This is a genomic window from Ruegeria sp. BF8 (genome assembly GCF_056538625.1).
Genome location: NZ_JBQFTL010000003.1, coordinates 457,548 through 476,328 on the forward strand (window position 1 = coordinate 457,548; position 18,781 = coordinate 476,328).

At 62.9% G+C, this 18,781-nt stretch carries 19 protein-coding genes; 10 read left to right on the forward strand and 9 right to left on the reverse strand.

The genetic code is table 11. The features are described 5' to 3' along the window. The first annotated feature begins 26 nt into the window (after window positions 1-26). Together ACR0LD_RS12870 and ACR0LD_RS12875 are read left to right on the forward strand one after the other, a co-directional pair. Complete coding sequence (locus tag ACR0LD_RS12870) at window positions 27-1,130, forward strand: site-specific DNA-methyltransferase (protein ID WP_170341272.1); 1,104 nt, start codon at window positions 27-29, stop codon at window positions 1,128-1,130. Between the two features lie 145 nt (window positions 1,131-1,275). Further along, window positions 1,276-2,661, forward strand: a complete 1,386-nt coding sequence (locus ACR0LD_RS12875) for an adenylate/guanylate cyclase domain-containing protein (protein WP_170369176.1) — start codon at window positions 1,276-1,278, stop codon at window positions 2,659-2,661. Window positions 2,662-2,667: 6 nt separating this feature from the next. On the opposite strand, the gene ACR0LD_RS12880 is transcribed toward ACR0LD_RS12875, so the two are convergent. Next, complete coding sequence (locus ACR0LD_RS12880) at window positions 2,668-3,804, reverse strand: alkane 1-monooxygenase (RefSeq protein WP_480637292.1); 1,137 nt, start codon at window positions 3,802-3,804, stop codon at window positions 2,668-2,670. A 23-nt stretch (window positions 3,805-3,827) separates the two neighbouring features. Further along, window positions 3,828-4,919, reverse strand: a complete 1,092-nt coding sequence (gene mutY / locus ACR0LD_RS12885) for an A/G-specific adenine glycosylase (RefSeq protein WP_480637294.1) — start codon at window positions 4,917-4,919, stop codon at window positions 3,828-3,830. A gap of 81 nt (window positions 4,920-5,000) precedes the next feature. On the opposite strand from mutY, the gene ACR0LD_RS12890 reads away from it, so the two are divergent. From ACR0LD_RS12890 to ACR0LD_RS12900, 3 genes are read left to right on the forward strand one after another with little or no spacing between them, the layout of a single operon-like run. Continuing rightward, the gene (locus ACR0LD_RS12890; RefSeq protein ID WP_170341278.1) at window positions 5,001-5,507 is read left to right on the forward strand and encodes a DUF721 domain-containing protein; all 507 of its coding nucleotides are present in this window, start codon (window positions 5,001-5,003) and stop codon (window positions 5,505-5,507) included. Window positions 5,508-5,520: 13 nt separating this feature from the next. Next, window positions 5,521-6,186: a DsbA family protein gene (locus ACR0LD_RS12895; RefSeq protein WP_170360782.1), complete on the forward strand. Its 666-nt coding sequence runs from the start codon at window positions 5,521-5,523 to the stop codon at window positions 6,184-6,186. Continuing rightward, window positions 6,186-7,298, forward strand: a complete 1,113-nt coding sequence (locus ACR0LD_RS12900; RefSeq protein WP_170364891.1) for a CaiB/BaiF CoA transferase family protein — start codon at window positions 6,186-6,188, stop codon at window positions 7,296-7,298. The genes ACR0LD_RS12895 and ACR0LD_RS12900 overlap by 1 nt, the downstream gene beginning before the upstream one ends. Here the strand turns inward: ACR0LD_RS12900 and lpxK are convergent. Genes lpxK through ACR0LD_RS12920 form a run of 4 tightly spaced genes read right to left on the reverse strand, consistent with a single transcriptional unit; the run spans window position 7,295 to window position 11,645 of the window. Then, complete coding sequence (lpxK, locus tag ACR0LD_RS12905) at window positions 7,295-8,293, reverse strand: tetraacyldisaccharide 4'-kinase (RefSeq protein WP_480637296.1); 999 nt, start codon at window positions 8,291-8,293, stop codon at window positions 7,295-7,297. The two genes, ACR0LD_RS12900 and lpxK, sit on opposite strands and share 4 nt — an antisense overlap. Further along, window positions 8,280-9,515: a 3-deoxy-D-manno-octulosonic acid transferase gene (locus tag ACR0LD_RS12910; RefSeq protein WP_480637298.1), complete on the reverse strand. Its 1,236-nt coding sequence runs from the start codon at window positions 9,513-9,515 to the stop codon at window positions 8,280-8,282. Before ACR0LD_RS12910 ends, lpxK begins: the two co-directional genes overlap by 14 nt. After that, window positions 9,512-10,312 (reverse strand): 3'(2'),5'-bisphosphate nucleotidase CysQ, encoded by an 801-nt coding sequence (locus tag ACR0LD_RS12915; protein WP_480637300.1) that lies wholly within the window; start codon window positions 10,310-10,312, stop codon window positions 9,512-9,514. The genes ACR0LD_RS12910 and ACR0LD_RS12915 overlap by 4 nt, the downstream gene beginning before the upstream one ends. Beyond that, the gene (locus ACR0LD_RS12920; protein WP_480637302.1) at window positions 10,299-11,645 is read right to left on the reverse strand and encodes a TldD/PmbA family protein; all 1,347 of its coding nucleotides are present in this window, start codon (window positions 11,643-11,645) and stop codon (window positions 10,299-10,301) included. Before ACR0LD_RS12920 ends, ACR0LD_RS12915 begins: the two co-directional genes overlap by 14 nt. A gap of 210 nt (window positions 11,646-11,855) precedes the next feature. On the opposite strand from ACR0LD_RS12920, the gene ACR0LD_RS12925 reads away from it, so the two are divergent. Then, window positions 11,856-12,782 carry a hypothetical protein gene (locus ACR0LD_RS12925; protein WP_480637304.1) on the forward strand — a complete coding sequence of 309 codons (927 nt, stop codon included), beginning with the start codon at window positions 11,856-11,858 and terminating at the stop codon, window positions 12,780-12,782. A gap of 78 nt (window positions 12,783-12,860) precedes the next feature. Here the strand turns inward: ACR0LD_RS12925 and ACR0LD_RS12930 are convergent, their stop codons facing one another. Next, window positions 12,861-14,384 (reverse strand): DUF2125 domain-containing protein, encoded by a 1,524-nt coding sequence (locus ACR0LD_RS12930; RefSeq protein WP_480637306.1) that lies wholly within the window; start codon window positions 14,382-14,384, stop codon window positions 12,861-12,863. A gap of 133 nt (window positions 14,385-14,517) precedes the next feature. On the opposite strand from ACR0LD_RS12930, the gene ACR0LD_RS12935 reads away from it, so the two are divergent. From ACR0LD_RS12935 to ACR0LD_RS12945, 3 genes are read left to right on the forward strand one after another with little or no spacing between them, the layout of a single operon-like run. After that, window positions 14,518-15,267 (forward strand): SDR family oxidoreductase, encoded by a 750-nt coding sequence (locus tag ACR0LD_RS12935; protein WP_170342442.1) that lies wholly within the window; start codon window positions 14,518-14,520, stop codon window positions 15,265-15,267. Continuing rightward, window positions 15,264-15,872, forward strand: a complete 609-nt coding sequence (locus ACR0LD_RS12940) for an enoyl-CoA hydratase/isomerase family protein (RefSeq protein ID WP_480637308.1) — start codon at window positions 15,264-15,266, stop codon at window positions 15,870-15,872. The genes ACR0LD_RS12935 and ACR0LD_RS12940 overlap by 4 nt, the downstream gene beginning before the upstream one ends. Next, window positions 15,869-16,603: a VOC family protein gene (locus ACR0LD_RS12945; RefSeq protein ID WP_480637310.1), complete on the forward strand. Its 735-nt coding sequence runs from the start codon at window positions 15,869-15,871 to the stop codon at window positions 16,601-16,603. Before ACR0LD_RS12940 ends, ACR0LD_RS12945 begins: the two co-directional genes overlap by 4 nt. On the opposite strand, the gene ACR0LD_RS12950 is transcribed toward ACR0LD_RS12945, so the two are convergent. After that, window positions 16,604-16,900, reverse strand: a complete 297-nt coding sequence (locus ACR0LD_RS12950; RefSeq protein ID WP_170342229.1) for an HNH endonuclease — start codon at window positions 16,898-16,900, stop codon at window positions 16,604-16,606. It abuts the gene before it with no gap. Window positions 16,901-16,948: 48 nt separating this feature from the next. Between ACR0LD_RS12950 and ACR0LD_RS12955 the strand changes: the two genes are divergently transcribed. Continuing rightward, a complete protein-coding gene (locus ACR0LD_RS12955) occupies window positions 16,949-18,139 on the forward strand; it encodes a TIGR03862 family flavoprotein (protein ID WP_480637312.1) in 1,191 nt (396 codons plus the stop codon). On the opposite strand, the gene ACR0LD_RS12960 is transcribed toward ACR0LD_RS12955, so the two are convergent. Next, entirely contained in the window at window positions 18,136-18,732 is a 597-nt protein-coding gene (locus tag ACR0LD_RS12960) for a glutathione S-transferase family protein (RefSeq protein WP_170342233.1), read from the reverse strand. The genes ACR0LD_RS12955 and ACR0LD_RS12960 overlap by 4 nt on opposite strands. Between the last annotated feature and the right edge of the window lie 49 nt (window positions 18,733-18,781).

The following is an 18,781-nucleotide window of genomic DNA, read 5'->3' on the forward strand; positions in this document are numbered from 1 at the left end:
AGCGCCGTGGAACTTGAGGCAGAGACATGACAACTACCAAGACAAAGGGCGCATCCGCGCTCCCTTTAAACACGATTCTATCTGGCGACTGCATCGAGGTGATGAACAGTCTGCCCGAGGCGTCGGTTGACCTGATTTTTGCGGATCCGCCGTATAATTTGCAGCTGAAAGGACAGTTGCATCGCCCGGACAACAGCCAGGTGGATGCGGTCGATGATCATTGGGACCAGTTCTCGAGCTTTGCCGCCTATGACCAGTTTACCCGCGAGTGGCTGAAGGCCGCGCATCGCCTGCTCAAGCCCAATGGGGCGATCTGGGTGATCGGCTCGTATCATAACATCTTCCGCGTGGGCTCGGCCCTGCAGGATGCGGGCTATTGGATTTTGAACGACGTGATCTGGCGCAAGTCGAACCCGATGCCGAATTTCCGGGGCAAGCGGTTCACCAACGCGCATGAAACGATGATCTGGGCCAGCAAGCGGGAAGGGGCGAAATACACCTTCAACTATGAGGCGCTGAAAGCCTTGAATGAAGGCGTGCAGATGCGCAGCGACTGGGTGCTGCCGATCTGCACGGGCCACGAGCGCCTGAAAGATGAAAATGGTGACAAGGCGCACCCTACGCAAAAGCCCGAGTCGCTGTTGCACAGGGTTCTGGTTGGTTCGACCAATCCGGGTGACGTGGTGCTTGACCCGTTCTTCGGCACCGGAACCACCGGCGCGGTGGCCAAGATGCTGGGCCGCGAGTTCATCGGGATCGAGCGTGAGGACAGCTATCGAAAGGTGGCCGAAAAGCGCATCGCCAAGGTGCGCAAGTTTGACCGTGACGCGCTCGAGGTCAGCGCCAGCAAACGCGCCGAGCCGCGCGTGCCCTTCGGCCAGCTGGTCGAACGCGGCATGCTGCGCCCGGGCGAAGAGCTGTATTCGATGAACCAGCGGCACAAGGCCAAGGTGCGGGCCGACGGCACGCTGGTGGGCGACAACATCAAGGGCTCGATCCATCAGGTGGGCGCGCATCTGGAAAACGCGCCGTCCTGCAATGGCTGGACATACTGGTGCTTCAAGCGCGACGGAAAAACCGTTCCGATCGACGTGCTGCGCCAGCAGATCCGGGCCGAACTGCACAACTGATCACACCAATACCGCCGGTGCCTGTGGCCTGACACATGGTACCAAGCCTTGCCCCGCCGAACCCGGCGGGGTCTTTTGTTTTGTGCCCCGTGATGTTTGGATGGTGCGACCCCATATCCCGCTGCATAGCGAGGGAGCATCAGAAATGTCTGATACCACGGCCAGCCAATCCCGGTTTCAGCGGTTTTTCGTGACCACGCCGGACAAATTCAATTTGGACAACAAATACACCGAAGCCGCGCTGGAACGGCACAAGCGCGAGGGGCTGGAACTGGCCGTCCGCGCCCGCTGGATCGCCATGGCGTTGACCGGTGTCCTGCTGGTGTTTCTGAATCCGAACTGGGATGTGATGTGGTATCATTTCATCCTGCTGCTGCTCTGCGGCAACGGCTGGTTGATCCGGCGCGCTGGCCGTGTGGGCCAATCCCGGATCGAGCTTCTGCTGATTTTCGCCGATCTGCTGATCATGACGCTGGGCATGGTCGTTCCCAACCCGTTCAGCGACGATGTGCGCCCGCTGGCGATGCAGTACCGGTTCGACAATTTCCAGTATTTCTTCATCATCCTGGCCGCAGGTACGCTGGCCTATTCCTGGCGCACGGTGATCGCCATGGGCAGCTGGACGGCCCTGATGTGGACGGCGGGCTGGGTCGTCGCCTGGTGGGTGGCCACGCCCATCCCCGGGCTCAGCGAAAAGGTTGCGGCCGCCTTGCGGGGCTATCCGGCCGTGGCTGAATTGTTGGACCCCAACAGCTTCATGGTTCCGATGCGCGTGCAAGAGGTGATCGTGTTCATGATGGTCGCGGTTACGCTGGGCGTGTCGATGCGGCGGCTCAATCGCCTGTTGATCTCAAATGCCGGACTGGAGCGGGAACGCGCCAACCTGTCGCGATACTTCTCGCCCAACGTGGTCGAGGAGCTGAGCCAGAACGACGAACCGCTCAAGCAGGTGCGCAAGGAAAACATCGCGGTTCTGTTCATCGACATCGTGGGCTTCACGAAATTCGCTGCCGGCCGCGACCCGTATGAGGTGATCGAGGTGCTGCGGGGCTTCCATGCGCGAATGGAGGCCGAGGTGTTCCATCACCACGGAACCTTGGACAAGTATCTGGGCGACGGGCTGATGGCCACGTTCGGCACGCCGGTTCCAACGCCGTTGGACGCGGTCAACGCCCTGTCCTGCGCGCGGTCAATGGCTGACATCATCGACCGTTGGAATCTGGAACGCCGACGGGCAGGCGAGCAGGAGATTCAGGTTGGCATCGGTGTTCACTACGGTCCGGTCGTTCTGGGCGACATCGGGGCCAACCGGCTGGAATTCGCGGTGATCGGAGACGCGGTCAATCTGGCTGCCAAGCTTGAAGCAATGACGCGAAAGATGGGTGCGCGGATTGTCATCAGCGACGCGCTGCGCGAAAAGGCCCTAAGCGAAGCGTCGACGGCTGCCGATCTGATGAACGGGTTCCAGCGCCACGATGCACAGGCGGTTGGCGGCGTCGAGCGGCCGGTCGATATCTGGGCGCTGCGTTGACCGCTCTCAGGACCGTGGCATCGGAAGCATTGCCTTGTTGTACGGCTTCCAGTCCGTGATCTCGGGGTAGTACTGTCGCCGCCAAGCCCGCACCCGCGGGTTCATCACACGCCGCCACAGCGGCGGGACCATCGCCGCGATCGTCATCACCGGATAGCCATAGGGCAGCTGCGGGGCCGCCTCGGGTGGGTGGTTCTGCAGCAGCGGAAACCGCCGGTTGGGCTTGTAATGATGGTCCGAGTGGCGTTGCAGATTGATCAGCAGCCAGTTCGAGGCCTTGTGCGCGGCGTTCCACGAATGGCGCGGCCGGACGTGCTCGTATTTGCCGTCGCCCAGGTATTTGCGCGTCAGGCCGTAATGTTCGACATAGTTGACCAGCTCCAGCTGCCAGATCGCGGTGCCCGCCTGAACCAGGAACAGCCCCAGCCCCGCCCATCCGCCGAGCAGCAGCGCCAGCGCCAGCATCAACCCCTGCAGCGCCCAGTACCGCCAGAACGGGTTCGACCGGTCCGTCCAGTTCAGCCTTTTGCGCGCCAGCTTGGCCTTCTCGGCCTGGAACGCGGACACCAGGCACTGGCGCAGGACGCGCGGATAGAAGCGGTGGAACCCCTCGTTGTAGCGCGCGGTCACCGGGTCGCGGGGCGTGCCGACATAGCGGTGGTGCACCAGCAGGTGTTCGGACCGGAAATGCGAATACAGAACCATCGCCAGCAGGATGTCGCCCAGCCACCGCTCCAGCCGGCCCTTTTGGTGCATCAGTTCGTGGCTGTAGTTGATGCCGATCGTGCCCGAGATCACGCCCATCCCGAAGAACAGCCCGATCTTTTCCAGTGATGACAGATGTTCGGCGCGGGTGGCGTACCAGATCAGGCCATAGAGCGTGAAAAACTGGACCGGAACCCAGGCCTTGGTCAGCAGGACGTACCAGCGCAGCGCGTCCTCGGGCGTTTCGGGGTCGGCGTTTTCAAGGTTCAGCCCGGTCAGGCCGTCCAGCGCCGCAAACAACCACCAGGTGGACAGCGGCACCAGCAGCACCCACCAGCCACCGGCGAAAGCAGTGAACCACAGGATCGGGATCAATATGAACGAAACCCAGAAAGGAAGGGCTGATTGCCAGCGCGACAGGGTATCAGTCGAGATCATGGTCAGGCTCCGAAACTCTGCCGTCAGGATAATCCTGCCCGATCCATTTTCCCAGATGCAGAACTGCCGCGCCACAGATCATGCGCCTTGCGCATCACGGTCGGAAGATCGCCGGGGCGAAAGGCATGTATGGGCGTCACGACCAAGCCCACGGGGTCCACCTCTGCGGGAACGGCGGCGGTCCAGACGCGCAGGGTCAGGTGGAAATGGGTAAAGGTATGGCGCACCTCGGCGGGCAGCAGGGTCCAATCGGCCGGAAAGGGCGGCGCTTCGGCCGCGTCCTCGGCCCAGTCCGAGCCCGGAAAGCCCAGCATCCCGCCCAACAACCCGGTTTCTGGGCGGCGTTCCAGCAGGATTGCGCCATCGGCGCGCTGCGCGATGTAGACGTGGCCAAGCCGGGTGGGCTTCGGTGCCTTGGGCGTCTTGCGCGGCAGGTCGGCCTGTGTTCCGGCAGCGCGGGCCTCGCACGGGTCTCGCAGGGGGCAGATGCCACAGGCCGGAGACTTCGGCGTACAGATCGTGGCCCCCAGATCCATCACCGCCTGAGCATAGTCGCCGGGGCGGTCGTCCGGGGTCAGCGCGGCGGCCTTCGCCTTCAGCAGAGGTTTCGATTTCGGCAACGGGTCGTGGATGTCATACAGCCGGGCCATGACCCGCTCGACATTTCCGTCCAGCACGGTTTCCGGCCGGTCAAAGGCGATGGCCGCGATGGCGGCGGCGGTGTAGGGGCCGATGCCGGGCAGCTTCAGCAGCGCATCATGGCTGTCGGGAAAGCGCCCGTCGTGCTGGTCCACCACCGCGCGGGCGCATTTCAGCAGGTTGCGCGCGCGGGCGTAATAGCCCAGCCCGGCCCATTCCGCCATCACCTGGTCATCGGGCGCAGCGGCTAACGCCCGGACATCCGGCCAACGCGCGGTGAAGCGCAGGAAATAATCCCGCACGGCGGCCACCGTGGTCTGCTGCAGCATCACCTCGGACAGCCACACGCGATAGGGGTCGGGCTGCACGCCTGCCGCCCTGTCGGCGGGGCTGACCCGCCACAGCAGGTCGCGGGCATGGCGGTCGTACCAGGCAAGCAGGCTGCGGCCCAGGTCGAAGGTGGCGGTGTCACGCAAGTTTTATCCATTTCTCTGTCGGGTTTCGCTGGCGCCCGGATGCACGCCCATTACAATAGCGGCGCAGGAGTTGGAAACCAGATGCAACCAAGACGGTCCACCACCCGCGGGTTCAAACGCACCGCGTCCTTGCTGAGCGATCGGATCCGCAAAGCCGGTGAAAGTCGCGGCTTTGCCGTGTCGCGCCTGTTGACCCATTGGGCCGATATCGTGGGCCCCGACATCGCCGCCATCGCCCGACCGGTCAAGGTGGGCTATGGAAAGGGTGGGTTCGGCGCCACATTGACCGTGCTGACCACCGGACCACAGGCCCCGATGCTCGAGATGCAGAAGGACCGTCTGCGCGACAAAGTGAATGCCGTCTATGGCTACAGTGCCATCAGCCGCATCCGCATCACCCAGACTGCTCCTACAGGATTTGCCGAGGGGCAGGCCAGTTTCGAGCATCGGCCGAAACAGGCGAAACCCACCATCGCACCGGAAGTCGTTGCCGAGGCAGACAAAGTGACGCGCGAGGTTCACGACCAAGACTTGCGCGCGGCCCTTGAACGACTGGGCCGGAACGTTCTATCCAAACAAAAACGCTGAGAAAGGGCTGAGTATGAGCCGTATTGCAACCGTAATCTGCGCGGCCGTGGCGCTGGCCGCAGGCGGCTATTGGCTGACCCAATCGCCAAGCACCGTGCCTGTGCCACAACTGGTCGGCAGCGCCGAAGCGCAAAACGCCGATCTGGACACCTCGACCATCGTCGAGATGGTGCAGGGGGCCGAGGATGCACCGGTCGAAATCATCGAATACGCGTCCTATACCTGCCCGCACTGCGCGAACTTCCATCAGGGGCCGTACAAGCAGCTCAAGAAGGAATACATCGACACCGGCAAGGTCAAGTTCATCTACCGCGAGGTCTATTTCGACCGCTACGGCATCTGGGCGTCGATGGTGGCGCGCTGTGGTGGCCCCGAAAAGTTCTTTGGCATCACTGACCTGATCTATCAGGGCCAGTCCGAATGGACACGCGCCGGCGGCCCGGCCGAGATCGTGGAAGAACTGCGCAAGATCGGCCGTCTGGCCGGGCTGAGCAACGATCAGCTGGAAGCCTGCCTGCAGGACGGCACCAAGGCGCAGACCCTCGTCGCCTGGTACCAGAAAAACGCCGAGAAAGACGGTATCCAGGCCACCCCGTCCTTTGTCGTCAACGGCAAGAAGGTCGACAACCAGTCCTATGACGAGTTCAAGGCGCTGATCGAAAAGGAACTGGGCAACTGATGACCGGGCCTCTGGCCGGTCTCAAGGTTGTCGAACTGGCGCGCATTCTGGCTGGCCCCTGGGCCGGCCAGACCTTTGCCGATCTGGGCGCCGAGGTCATCAAGGTGGAATCCCCGGCCGGCGACGACACCCGCGCCTGGGGTCCGCCCTTCGTGACCCGCGATCAGGATGTCTCGGCGGCCTATTACCATTCGACCAATCGCGGCAAGGCGTCTGTGATCGCCGATTTCTCGACCCCCGAAGGGCAGCAGAAGGTGCGCGCGCTGGTCGCTGACGCCGATGTGGTGATCGAGAATTTCAAGGTCGGCGGGCTGAAGAAATACGGGCTGGACTTTGACAACCTCAGCCAGTTGAACCCGCGCCTCGTCTATTGCTCCATCACCGGGTTCGGGCAGACCGGGCCATATGCGCATCGGGCCGGGTATGATTTCATCATCCAGGGCATGTCCGGGCTGATGTCCGTGACCGGAGAGCCCGACGGCCAGCCGCAGAAGGCAGGCGTGGCGATCACCGACGTGTTCACCGGCATCTATGCGGTGGCCGGGGTTCTGGCGGCGCTGCACCAGCGCCAGCGCACCGGGCGCGGGCAGCATGTGGACATGGCCCTTCTGGATGTGGCCGTGGCGGTCACGGCAAACCAGGCGCTGAACTATCTGACGACCGGTCAGGTGCCGCAGCGCATGGGCAACGCGCATGTGAACCTGGCGCCCTATCAGGTGTTCGACTGTGCCGACGGTCACATCATCATCGCCACCGGCAATGACCGGCAGTATCAGCGCCTGTGCCGGGTGTTGAACCTGCCCGACATGGCCGAGGCGCCCGAATACCTGCACAACAAGGACCGGCTGGCCAATCGCCGCACCCTGATTGCACGGCTGAACGGGGCCACGGCGACCTGGGCCAAAGCCGACCTGCTGGCCGCCTGCGAGGCGCAAGGCATCCCCGCCGGGCCGATCAATACACTGGACGAGGTCATGGCCGATCCGCAGGTGATCGCGCGCGGCATGCAGATCGACCTGGACGGGGTGCAGGGGATTCGCGCGCCATTCGTCTTTTCGGATGCCGATCTGAACCTTTCGCGCCCTGCCCCGAAACTGGGCGAAGACGACTAGGGCGGCGGCGCGGCCGTCAGCAGCCGCTGACGCACGTCGTCGGCCTGATCCACCTGCAGGCGCACCGGCAGGGTGATGACCTTGCTGCGAAAAGCAGGCGGCAGGCGCACGGCGTCTTTTTCGGTGGTGACCATCTGCGCACCCAGCAACCGCGCCTCGTTTTCCAGCCGGGTCATCAGGGCCGGCGTCAGCGGCTGGTGATCGTCCAGCGCCTCGGCCCGCAGCAGGCGCGCGCCCTGTTGGCGCAAGGTTTGAAAGAACTTCTCGGGGTGGCCGATACCGGCAAAGGCCAGAACCGGAGTTTCGCTCCAGTCCATCCCGGTTTGCAGTGCCATGACCTGACCGGTTGCGTGCGGAACGCCCAGCTTGTCGCCCCATTGTTGCGCGAACTGTTCCTGCGCGGCCAAGTCGCCCAGCGACAGTACTAGATCGGCCCGTTGCAGCCCCACGTCGACCGGCTCGCGCAGCGGTCCGGCCGGCAGGCACAAGCCGTTGCCAAAGCCACGGACCGCGTCCACCACGACGACCGAGAATGTCTTGGCCACCGAAGGGTTCTGGAATCCGTCGTCCAGCACGATCGCGGTGGCGCCGTCCTCGGCTGCGGCGCGGGCACCGGCGGCACGGTCCTTGGCGACCCAGACCTCGGCGAAGGCCGCCAGCAACAATGGCTCGTCACCAACCTGCGCCGCCGTGTGTCGGACCGGGTCGACCCGAACCGGCCCCTCAAGCGATCCGCCATGGCCGCGGGTGACCACATGCGGCGTGTGATACGCGTCGCGCAGCTGTTCAAGAACCCAGATCGCCGTCGGCGTTTTTCCGGTGCCGCCAGCATTCAGGTTGCCGACGCAGATCACGGGTACACCCGGATCAACCCCGGGCCCCGACGCCACCCGCCGGGCCGTAGCCCGCGCATAGACGCGGCCCAGCGGCGCCAGCAGCCTTGCGCGCAGGCCGGGGTGATCCGGCGCGTTGTTCCAGAATTCAGGCGCCCTCATGTTCCGCTCCGTGCTGGTCCAGATGTTCCTGTACCATGTCGATCAGAGTATCCACCTGGGGCGCGCTCTCAGTCACCAGTTGCCAGCCGGCAAGGGCCATGTTCGCGGCCAAGTCCGGGGCCAGCAGTTCAACGACAGTGTCGCCCAATTCGGTGGCGGTGCGAATCTCTCGAGCGGCTCCTACACCATCAAGCGCGTCATACAGGGCCTTGTGGCCGCTCACGTCCGGTCCATGGATCAGGGCCGAGCCCAGGGCTGCGGCCGCGATCGGGTCATGCCCGCCTATTCCCGACTCGAGCGTGCTGCCCATGAACGTCACCGGAGAGACGCGATACCAAAGGCCAAGGGCCTCGGGGTCCGACGCAAGGATGACCTGGGTCATGTCTTCGATCATGTCCCCATCTTCCCAGTTGGCACAGCGCAGGTCCATCGTTTCCAGCCTTTTGCGCAGGGGCGCCGCCTCGGACATGTCCGCAACATGCAGGATCAGGGCCAGCCTCGGCAGCATCCGCATGGCCTGCCGATGTGCGCTGAGAACCGAGATGAATTCCTTGGCGTCGACCCACGCCGCCAGCCAGACCGGCCGCCCTGCCAACGCATGGTTCGTCTCGATCAGCTCGTCCTCGGGCCAGGGGCGAAGGGTGGGGCTGATACTGAGCGGCGGAAACAGTGCCACCTTCGAAGCCGGGACGCCCAGACGTCGGATTTGCCGGGCTGCGTCCTCGGACGTGACGTGGATCGCACGGAAGCAGTCAAAGGTATAGCGGTTGATGTCCGGCAGCCATTTCCCGACAAAGGCAACACGAACGTCGTTCTCGCCCTCAAGCAGGACCATGGGTATACCGCGTTCGGCCGCGCGGGTGATCACGTTGGGCATCAGGCCGCCGCCGACCCACAGCCCCATGTCGGGTTGCCAGTGCTCCAGGAATCCACGCGCCGCGCCGGTTTTTTCGTCAGGCAGCGGAACCAGCTCCATGTCGCAGCCTGCCCAGCGTGTCAGGTCAGCGTCAGGCGGGACGGTCAACAGAATCGACAGCCCCGGCCGGGACTGCTGCAGCCGCTTGCAAAAGTCGTTCACCGCGCGCAGGCGCTGTTCGTTGGCAACATGAATCCAAAGCAACTCACCCGCGGGGCGAGGCGGTGTGTTGTGTCCGGGGGGCTTGGGAACACCCCAGGACAACGCGCGATAGGCCGCCAGGCTGAGGGATCGCGGTTTGCTCATGCCCGATGCCCCTGAATTGGCTGATCCAGTCGGCCCATCAGCACCTTATGCAATTCGGACCCGGCGCCAACAACACCGTTCAGCCGTGGGTCGGGGTTGTTGAACCGCAACGGGCGCCCGGTACGGTCAGTACAGGTGCCGCCCGCTTCGCGCAGGATCAGGTCCCCGGCCGCGATGTCCCATTCCCAGCTTGGGCGCAAGGTCAGCATCCCGTCGAACCTGCCCTGTGCGACCAGTGCCATTCGGTAGGCCAGCGACGGACGATAGGCCCGAAGGAAGATCGGCGCGACCCCGTCCTGCCAATGATCCGGTTTCAGGTTCGGCTTTGCGGCCAGAACCTCGGCTTCGGCCTCTGTGGCCGCCGCGGTCACCCGGATCGGCTGACCGTTCAGGGTTGCCCCCTGTCCCCGCGCGGCTGCAAACAGCATGTCGCGCATCGGCAGGTAGATCACGCCGGCGATGACCTGTCCGCGATCGGCGACCGCCAATGAATGCGCCCAGGTGCGCGACCCTTCGGCAAAGCTGCGGGTGCCGTCGATCGGGTCGATGATGAACACTCGGTCACGGGTCAACCGGTCCTGATTGTCCTCGGTCTCCTCGCTCAGCCAGCCATATCCGGGCCGCGCGCTGGGCAGGCGTTGTTCCAGCATCGCGTTGACGGCCAGATCAGCCTCGGTCACCGGCCCGGCGCCCTTGGGTTTGTCCCAGCTCTGCATCTCGCGGCCTGCATAGGCGACGGCAATCCGGCCGGCCTCACGTGCGGCGTCGATCAGCAGGGACAGGTCAGTTTCCGGCAAGTGTCATCCCTTCGATCAGAAGCGAGGGCACGACCCGGGACAGATAAGTGCGTGCGTCATTGGCCGGGATGATCCGCATCAGCATGTCCCGCAGGTTTCCGGCAATGGTGCATTCGTTGACCGGGTGCGAGATCTCTCCGTTTTCGACCCAGAAACCCGACGCACCGCGTGAGTAATCGCCGGTATTGGGGTTGATGGTGGACCCGATCATCGAGGTCACCAGCAACCCCGTTCCCATATCGCGAAGCAGGTCGTCGCGGCTGAACTCGCCCTGGGTCAGGCTCAGGTTCCAGTTGCTGGGAGATGGAGGACCGGACACGCCACGGGCGGCGTTCCCGGTGGAATTCATGTCCAGTTTGCGCGCGCTTGAAAGATCCAGTGTCCATCCGGTCAGCACGCCGTTTTCGACGATCATCCGGCGCGCGGTCGGCAATCCTTCGGCATCAAACGGGCGCGATCCTGAAATTCTGGGGCGATGGGGGTCTTCGATCAGCGACAGATGTGCAGGCAGCACCTGCTGGCCCAGGCTGTCCTTGAGCCAGGAGGCGCCGCGGGCCACCGCCGCGCCGTTGCTGGCCGCCAGAAGATGCCCGATCAATGAGGACGAAATCCGCTCGTCGAACAATACCGGGAAACGCCCTGTTTCCGGCTTTCGGGCACCCACTCGCTGCACGGCACGCTCGCCCGCGATCCGGCCGATCTCGTCGGGGCTGCGCAGGTCGGACTGAAAGCTGCGGCTGTCTCCGTCATAGTCGCGTTCCATCCCGGTGCCTTCGCCCGAGATCGCCACGCATGAAACCGAGCGGCTGCTGCGCGCATAGCCACCGGAAAATCCATTTGTCGCGGACAGATGAACCCGGTGGGTGCCATAGGATGCCGCCGCATCAGACACCTGGGTAACGCCTTCCACCGCCAGGGCCGCAGCCTCGGCGGTCAGCGCGTCCTGCATCAGAGCGTCTGCTGAAGGTTCGGGCGTGGGGTCAAAAAGCTCCAAGGAGTCGACGGAAAAACCGCTGGCCAGTTGTTCCGGATCTGCCAAGCCAGCGAACGGATCCTCGGGCGCTTCGCGTGCCATGGCCACGGCCCGTTCGGCCATGGCGGCAAGCGTTTCGGGACGACTGTCCGAGCCGGACACGATGGCCTGCTGCTTGCCGATGAAAACACGCAACCCCACGTCGGTGCTTTCGGCGCGTTCGGCGTGCTCCAAAGCGCCACCACGCACCTCGACCGAGACCGAGGATCCGTCGATCACGATCGTGTCGGCCGCTTCGGCTCCGGCCTTGCGGGCCAGGTCCAGCATTTCTTGGCTGATTGCTTCGGGTGATCGGGTCATGGTGCCTCCAATTGATTGTATTGGACCTAGCCTTGGTCAACCCGCCTCGCAAGCCCTTGGGTGTATCCAATGCGTCACGGATGGTGACGGCACATTGGGAAATCGGGGTCCACGGAAATAGATCCCGCTGGGAAGGGCCGCAGCTGCAGGGTAAGCTGACTTCAGAGAATGACCGGTCGCCCGGCGGCACTGAAATTTGAGGTATGAGGTTTGGCGCGCTTCTATGTGGTTGAGTTTGACGAGCCCGGCGTCCTGGCCAAGGGCAAAGGGTCCCGCAACATCATCGTGCGCCTGACACGGGTGATGGGTAAGCTGGGCGTTCCCTCCGAGGTTTTGCCCTTCGCGGAATTGATGGCACGCGGTGCGATCGACGACCCGCAGAGTTACGTTCTGCTTCACTACAACGAGCTGTTTGTCGTTCAGAACGAAAAAGTTGACTGGCTGCGTGCGCGGGAATCTGAAATCGAGGCACTGGGCCACAGGGTTTTGCACTCGGTTGAACATGGCCGCGTCGTCGGGCACAAGATCCGTCAGAACAAGGTTCTGACAGCGGCAGGGGTTCCAATGCCCCGGCTTATCGAGACTGGGTCTTCGTTTGAAACTGCGTTTTCGAACGAACTTTCGAACGCTCATGTTCCGGTTCAGCTTGTCGGGAATGCCGCAGAGTTGGACCCGGATCGTTACAACACCGAGTATGTCGATTGTCGTCACGAGTATGAAGGTGAGATGTGGCACGTCTGCATTCGTGCGCAAGCGGTGGGCGACCAGGTTCTGTTTTCTTGGGTTAGAGCGGGACGCGAAGCCAGCGTCCATACCCGTGACACACCCGTAGACCCTCAGATGATAAGGTATTTTCACAGGCTGCTGATCACGCCCAACATTGGCCGGATCAACGCGATTGCGAGGGGTGTAAAGGCCGCTTTGGGTGTCGGGCTTTATGCCCACGATATCCTTCCCTGTGCCAAGACCGGTCAACTGTTCTTGTGCGAAACAAACTTCAAGTTCTACGATGGAAACCACCGATTTCATATGGCGAGCATCGCGGCTGAGCATCCCGTACCAGCACTGTTCGACGGGCGCAAAGTCACACGGCGGATGGCCCGGGCTCTGGTGCAGGAACTTGATTTGAAGACCTGAAAAGCCCGAGATTTCATCGAGCCAAAGAAAAAGGGCGCGGAACACCGCGCCCTTGGTCGAAGGCCAGGCCAAGCGAGGTTACTTGATCCGTTGACCATTGGCCAAAATCTGGCCGTCCTTGGTGAACTCGATCTTGGAGTTCAGCGTGTCGGGCTGGTCGCTGGGAACAGCCATCATCCCCATCATCATGCGCGCGCCCATGGCGTCGTTCTCGGACATGAACCCCATTCCGATCAGCTTGTCGATCAGGGCGTTGGCACCCACCAACTGAAGGTTTGCCTCACCCGCCGGCGCCGGAACTCCTCCGAACTCTTCGGTGTTCGAGTTGTCGAAGGTGAAATCACCGGTGCCTGTCAGCTTGGCACCGACCATCGAGACCAGCAGTTCATTGATTTTGAGCGAATGCAGTTCGGCCGGAATCTCGTCCGAGCCTTCCAATGCTTCGGCAACTTCCGGGTCCAGGAAGTTCAGGAGAATCTTTGCGGTGCCCGTTGCATCCAGCGCGATCGTGGCTGGATCGCGTGGCAACGCGCCTGCGGGGTCGAACATGCTCCACAGAATGTCGGACATGGTGAAGTCTGTCAGGTTCATCGCAAAGCCGAACGGTTCGACCTCTTCGGATGCCTGGATGGGTGCCTCGAGTTTCAGACCGGCCTTCGCCATTGCAATCTCGATGGGAAACGGCAGGTCTGCCGTGGTTACTTCCAGCTTTGCATTGTTCTGTTCGACGTCATACGCCAGACGCTCGGCGTCGATGCTGGCACCGAAGCGGCCACCGTCCGAACTGCTGGCCATCGAGAAAGCCTCGCCCTCGCTGGTGCCTGCGATGCTGGTTTGGCCGGCGCCGTAGGTGAAGATCCCGTCAAAGGCAAAACCAGCCTCATATGCGCCTTCCACGTCCGCCAGGCTGAAGCCTTCGGGGATTACGTTCTTTCCTTCAAACTCCAGCTGGTCGAGCTTGCCGTTGATGCGGGCATCTTCGCCCGTTTCCGGGTCTTGGAAACTCAGGTCATAGGTCAGGTTTGCCGCGGTGAAATTCTGGTCGACCTTGCGGCCCTCTCCGATCTGCATCCGGGATGCACCGGCCAGGTTGATCATCTCAAAACCCAGATCCAGCGCGTCGTCGGGCATCGCTTCGCCATCGACCATGATGTTGTCGAGCGCCAGCGCCAGCTTGCTGGCAGAGTAGTCATAGGTCATGTCGTCGGGCGACCCCGAAACCAGCATTTTCAACCCGGTCTGCGAGTACAGGATATCCACCGAGAATTCTTCCTCCTCGGCCTGGCCGGATACCGTCATGGGGAAGCTTTCGGGGAATTCGATGCTGACCGTTCCGTCGCCGTTTTCCGTCAGGGTCATTTCCGGAACGACCATGTCGAACGAGCCTTCTCCCTCGGGAAGGTCCATCTTCATGGTCATGTTCGTGATGGTGGTGACGTCGCCAGAGGTGTTCTGCTCGCCCGTGATGGTGTACCCCATGCTGCCCATGTAGGCCTGCCAATCCGACCAGACATCGTTGGCGGACAGATCGGCAAAAGCGCCTTGGGTTGCAACGGCATAGGCCAGCGCGGCACCGCAGCTGCGGCGGAAGAAAACGGACATTAGGGAACCCTTCTCGGTAAAAATTGCGCGCATGGTCGTGGTTGTCGCGGCTGCCGTCAAGGGGCAAGGGCTGGACGATTTCCCCGTTTGCGCGGTACCACTTTACCCGATTTCAATCCAAAAGGATTACAGGATGCATATGAAGGGCAAAACAGTACTGATCACCGGAGCCAGCCGCGGCATCGGCGCCGAAGCAGGGCGCGTATTTGCCGCAGCCGGCGCCAATGTCGCGCTGGTAGCGCGCAGCCATGATCAGATCGATGCATTGGCCGCGGCACTGGGTGAGAACGCCATCGCGCTGTCCTGCGACGTCAGCGATTTTGCGCAGGTGGAACAAGCGGTTGCGGATTGCGCCGACCGCTTTGGCCGCGTGGACGTGCTGATCGGCAATGCGGGTGTGATCGATCCAATCTTTCACCTGTCAAATGCCGATCCAGCAGCCTGGAGCAAGGCCATCGACATCAACCTCAAAGGGGTGTTCCACGGGATGCGCGCGGTTCTGCCGCTGATGCGGGCGGCGGGCAGCGGGACGGTTCTGACCGTTTCCTCCGGAGCCGCCTCGAACCCGGTCGAGGCCTGGAGCCACTACTGCGCGTCCAAGGCCGGGGCGAAAATGCTGACCGAATGCCTTCACCTGGAAGAGGCGCATCATGGCATACGTGCCATGGGTCTGTCCCCGGGCACGGTGGCGACCGACATGCAGCGGGTCATCAAGGCCAGCGGCATCAACCCGGTCAGCCAGCTGGACTGGGACGATCACATCCCGGCCGACTGGCCGGCGCGGGCGCTGCTGTGGATGTGCTCGGAAGATGCGGACGAGTTTCTGGGAACCGAGATTTCGCTGCGCCGTGACGACATTCGCCAGAGGATCGGCCTGACGTGATCGACCTGACCCAGCAGGACGGTCTGTGGACGATCACGATCAACAACCCCGGCAAGGCCAATGCCCTGACCGGGGCCATGTTGTCGGACCTGCTGCAGATCGCGGAAGCGGCCCAAGAGGCGCGCGCCCTGATCCTGACCGGAGCGGGCAAGGTGTTCAGTGCCGGCGCCGATCTGGACGAGGCGCGGGCAGGCCTTGCGACCTCGGACCTGTGGGAGCGTCTGTCCGGAGCCATCGCGGCGCTGCCCTGCCTGACCGTCGCTGCGTTGAACGGCACCATGGCGGGCGGGGCCAACGGTATGGCTTTGGCCTGTGACCTGCGCATGGCGGTGCCCACGGCCAAGGTCTTCTACCCGGTCATGCGGTTGGGGTTCCTGCCGCAGCCATCGGACGTGAAACGCATGCGGGCGCTGATCGGCCCCGCCCGGACCAAGTTGATCCTGATGGCAGGCCAGAAGGTCACGGCGGACGAAGCACTTGCCTTTGGCCTGGTGGACCGGGTGGTCGCTCCGGAAGATCTGATGCAAGCCGCGCGGGACCTGGTTGCCGACAGCCTAGCCGCTGATCCGCAGACGGCGGCCGGTATCGCCGGGATGTGCGGATGAGGATCGCTGCCCTTCGCCTGCGTGTGGCTGATCCCGCACGGCTGGCCGATTTCTACAGCGTAAACCTCGGCATGGTCGTGCGTGCCGAGGGAGATGCGCGGCGAGTGGGCTATCCGGGACCCAGCGCCGACCTTCTGCTGTTGCCCGGAGGCGGCGGATATGCCCACGACCGGGGTCAGAGGTACTGGAAGATCGGCATCACCTTGCCAGATCTCGACCATGCTGCGGAATGGCTTCGGCGCGCTGGCATCAACGTCAGCCGTCCGGCCCAGTTTCGAGATATCGGTTACATGTGCCACCTGTCGGACCCCAACGGCTTCTCGATCGAGCTTCTTCAGCATGATTTCGAGGGGAACCGACCCAAAAAGCAGCCGGATGAGAACCCGTTCGGACAGGCCGCCGTGGGCCAGATCACTCTGCGGACCGGCGACATTTCGGCAGAGGATGCGTTTTGCAGGGATTTGGGTATGCGCCTGCTCTCCATGCAGGACGTGGCCTCGCACGGGTTTGATCTGCATTTCTATGCCTTCACGACCGAGGTGCCGCCGGACCCAGATCTCTGGGCGGTCGCAAATCGCGAATGGCTGTGGAAACGTCCCTATACCATTCTGGAATACCAGCATATTCCCGATGCGCGGATCGTTCCCGCGCCAGACTTTCTGGGCATCGAGGTCGAGGGCCTGGCTGCAACGGAAACAGACCCGATGGGTGACCCGTTCCTGTCAGCCTGATCAACGGCCGCGGCGTCGGCCCGGGACTTTGGATTGAAATCCAGGCGGACGTTTGCGTACCCAGTCCAGAAATCGGTTCAGCCGGGGATGCGTGCGCAGGCTTTCGACAGTGTTGAAGTCTCGCGCAAGCTCGGCTTCGGTCAGGGTGGCGTGCACCTCCTTGTGGCAGATCTTGTGCAGCAGAACCGTGGGACCGCCCTTGCCACCTTTGAGTTTTGGGATCAGATGGTGCAGGCTGCCGGTCCCGTTCGGGATCGGGCGGTTGCAGAGCGGGCAGATCGGATCGCTGTTCGTCATCACCGGAACACAGTCGCGGCTGAACGCAAGTGAGGCAAGAGGGCAGATATGGCACAGGCAGTGGTGATCGGGGCAGGCCCCGCCGGGCTGATGGCCGCCGAAGAACTTGCCGGGGCCGGGCACAATGTGCTGGTTGCCGAGGCCAAACCCTCGGTGGCCCGCAAATTCCTGATGGCGGGGAAGTCCGGTCTGAACCTGACAAAGGACGAGCCGTTTGACCGCCTGATTTCGGCGTACGGCGATGCGGCGGACTGGTTGCACCCAATGATTGCCGCCTTCGATGCGCAGAGCGTGCAAAGCTGGGCGCGGGACTTGGGCCAAGATCTGTTCACGGGGTCCACAGGGCGGGTATTTCCCAAATCAAAAAAAGCTTCGCCATTGCTGCGCGCCTGGCTGGCGCGGCTGGAAGAGATGCGGGTCGAGATCCGCACCCGTTGGCGCTGGTTGGGTTGGGACGGCCCCGCGCTGGTCTTTGATACGCCGGCAGGTCGGCAGAAAGTGGTTGCTGACGTCACGGTTCTGGCGCTTGGCGGTTCCAGCTGGGCGCGTCTGGGGTCGGATGGCGCCTGGGCGCCGGCTCTGGCCGATGCCGGGGTTCCGCTGGTCCCTTTTGCACCATCGAACGCCGCACTGTCCGTCGAATGGAGCCCCCATATGGCCGCGTATTTCGGTCGGGCGCTGAAATCTGTTCGGTGGCGCGCGGGCGACCTTGCCAGCCGTGGCGAGGCGGTCATTTCAACCAAAGGCCTGGAAGGGGGCGGTCTTTACCCGCTGACACCCGCGCTTCGGCAGGGTGCTGATCTGTATGTGGACCTCGCGCCGGACCGCACGATTCAGGATCTGTCCGGGCGTCTGTCAAAAGCTGGCCCGAAAACCACTTTGACCCGTTGGTTGAAGAACGGCATGCGACTGCCGCCGCCAAAGATCGCCTTGTTCCACGAAATGACACATGGGCAGAATCAGCGGCGCGATGATTGGGTCAAGACTTTGAAGGCTTTGCCTGTTCGCAACGCAGGCTTGCGCCCGCTGGACGAAGCCATTTCGACCGCAGGCGGGGTTGCGAAAAGCGGGCTGGACTCGGGGCTGATGCTGAAAGCCAAGCCCGGCGTGTTCTGCACAGGCGAGATGCTGGATTGGGAAGCCCCGACCGGCGGCTATCTGTTGACCGCATGCCTGGCGACAGGTCGTTGGGCGGGGCGCTCGGCCGCAGAATGGGCCGGGCTGTCCCAAGCGGATTAGGCGGATTTGGCCATTTCACCCAGTTTCTTGTAGGCCGGACGCTCGCGAACGCGCTTGCCGTAGGCTTTCAGGCTGTCTGAATTCATCGGGAATCCAGCCGACTTTGCCCAGCTCATGCAGTGAATGCACAGGATGTCCGCGATCGTCATCTGCTCGCCCTGGAGGAATGGCCCTTTGAATCGCTGCCCCATGCGTTGAAAGCTGCGGTCAAACTCCCACTGGGCGGTTTCGACGACCTGTGGAACGCGTTTGTCCTTGGGCAGGATGAACATATGGCGGGCGGCCAGCCACAGCGGAGCATCGAATTCTTCCAACAGCGCGTGCAACAACGAATCCTGCTCGGCCCGTTCCGGGGTGCCGGCGGGGTAGGTGAAGGCCCTGTGCTTGTCCGCCAGATAAGTCATGATCGCCGCGCTGTCCGAAATGACTGCATCACCATCTTGCAGGACAGGAATCTTGCCCGTGCCGTTCAGGTCCAGAACGCGCGGGTCGTGCGGGCCCGCATCGATCCACTCATAGTCCTGCCCCAGTTCCTCCAATAGCCAGATCACCCGAGAGGCACGACTCTGGATGCGCCCGTAGATCTTGTACATGTCATGCTCCTACGTGGTTGCTCTGGCGTCAGGGTGGGGGACTGCGCCG

Coding starts and splice junctions, on each gene's coding strand:
- ACR0LD_RS12930 (WP_480637306.1), bottom strand. CDS start 14,384: ATGTCCGTTTTCTTCCGCCGCAGCTGCGGTGCCGCGCTGGCCTATGCC.
- ACR0LD_RS12955 (WP_480637312.1), top strand. CDS start 16,949: ATGGCACAGGCAGTGGTGATCGGGGCAGGCCCCGCCGGGCTGATGGCC.
- ACR0LD_RS12960 (WP_170342233.1), bottom strand. CDS start 18,732: ATGTACAAGATCTACGGGCGCATCCAGAGTCGTGCCTCTCGGGTGATC.
- ACR0LD_RS12890 (WP_170341278.1), top strand. CDS start 5,001: ATGCAACCAAGACGGTCCACCACCCGCGGGTTCAAACGCACCGCGTCC.
- ACR0LD_RS12920 (WP_480637302.1), bottom strand. CDS start 11,645: ATGACCCGATCACCCGAAGCAATCAGCCAAGAAATGCTGGACCTGGCC.
- lpxK (WP_480637296.1), bottom strand. CDS start 8,293: ATGAGGGCGCCTGAATTCTGGAACAACGCGCCGGATCACCCCGGCCTG.
- ACR0LD_RS12900 (WP_170364891.1), top strand. CDS start 6,186: ATGACCGGGCCTCTGGCCGGTCTCAAGGTTGTCGAACTGGCGCGCATT.
- ACR0LD_RS12950 (WP_170342229.1), bottom strand. CDS start 16,900: ATGACGAACAGCGATCCGATCTGCCCGCTCTGCAACCGCCCGATCCCG.
- ACR0LD_RS12880 (WP_480637292.1), bottom strand. CDS start 3,804: ATGATCTCGACTGATACCCTGTCGCGCTGGCAATCAGCCCTTCCTTTC.
- ACR0LD_RS12875 (WP_170369176.1), top strand. CDS start 1,276: ATGTCTGATACCACGGCCAGCCAATCCCGGTTTCAGCGGTTTTTCGTG.
- ACR0LD_RS12870 (WP_170341272.1), top strand. CDS start 27: ATGACAACTACCAAGACAAAGGGCGCATCCGCGCTCCCTTTAAACACG.
- ACR0LD_RS12895 (WP_170360782.1), top strand. CDS start 5,521: ATGAGCCGTATTGCAACCGTAATCTGCGCGGCCGTGGCGCTGGCCGCA.
- ACR0LD_RS12945 (WP_480637310.1), top strand. CDS start 15,869: ATGAGGATCGCTGCCCTTCGCCTGCGTGTGGCTGATCCCGCACGGCTG.
- ACR0LD_RS12935 (WP_170342442.1), top strand. CDS start 14,518: ATGCATATGAAGGGCAAAACAGTACTGATCACCGGAGCCAGCCGCGGC.
- ACR0LD_RS12910 (WP_480637298.1), bottom strand. CDS start 9,515: ATGAGCAAACCGCGATCCCTCAGCCTGGCGGCCTATCGCGCGTTGTCC.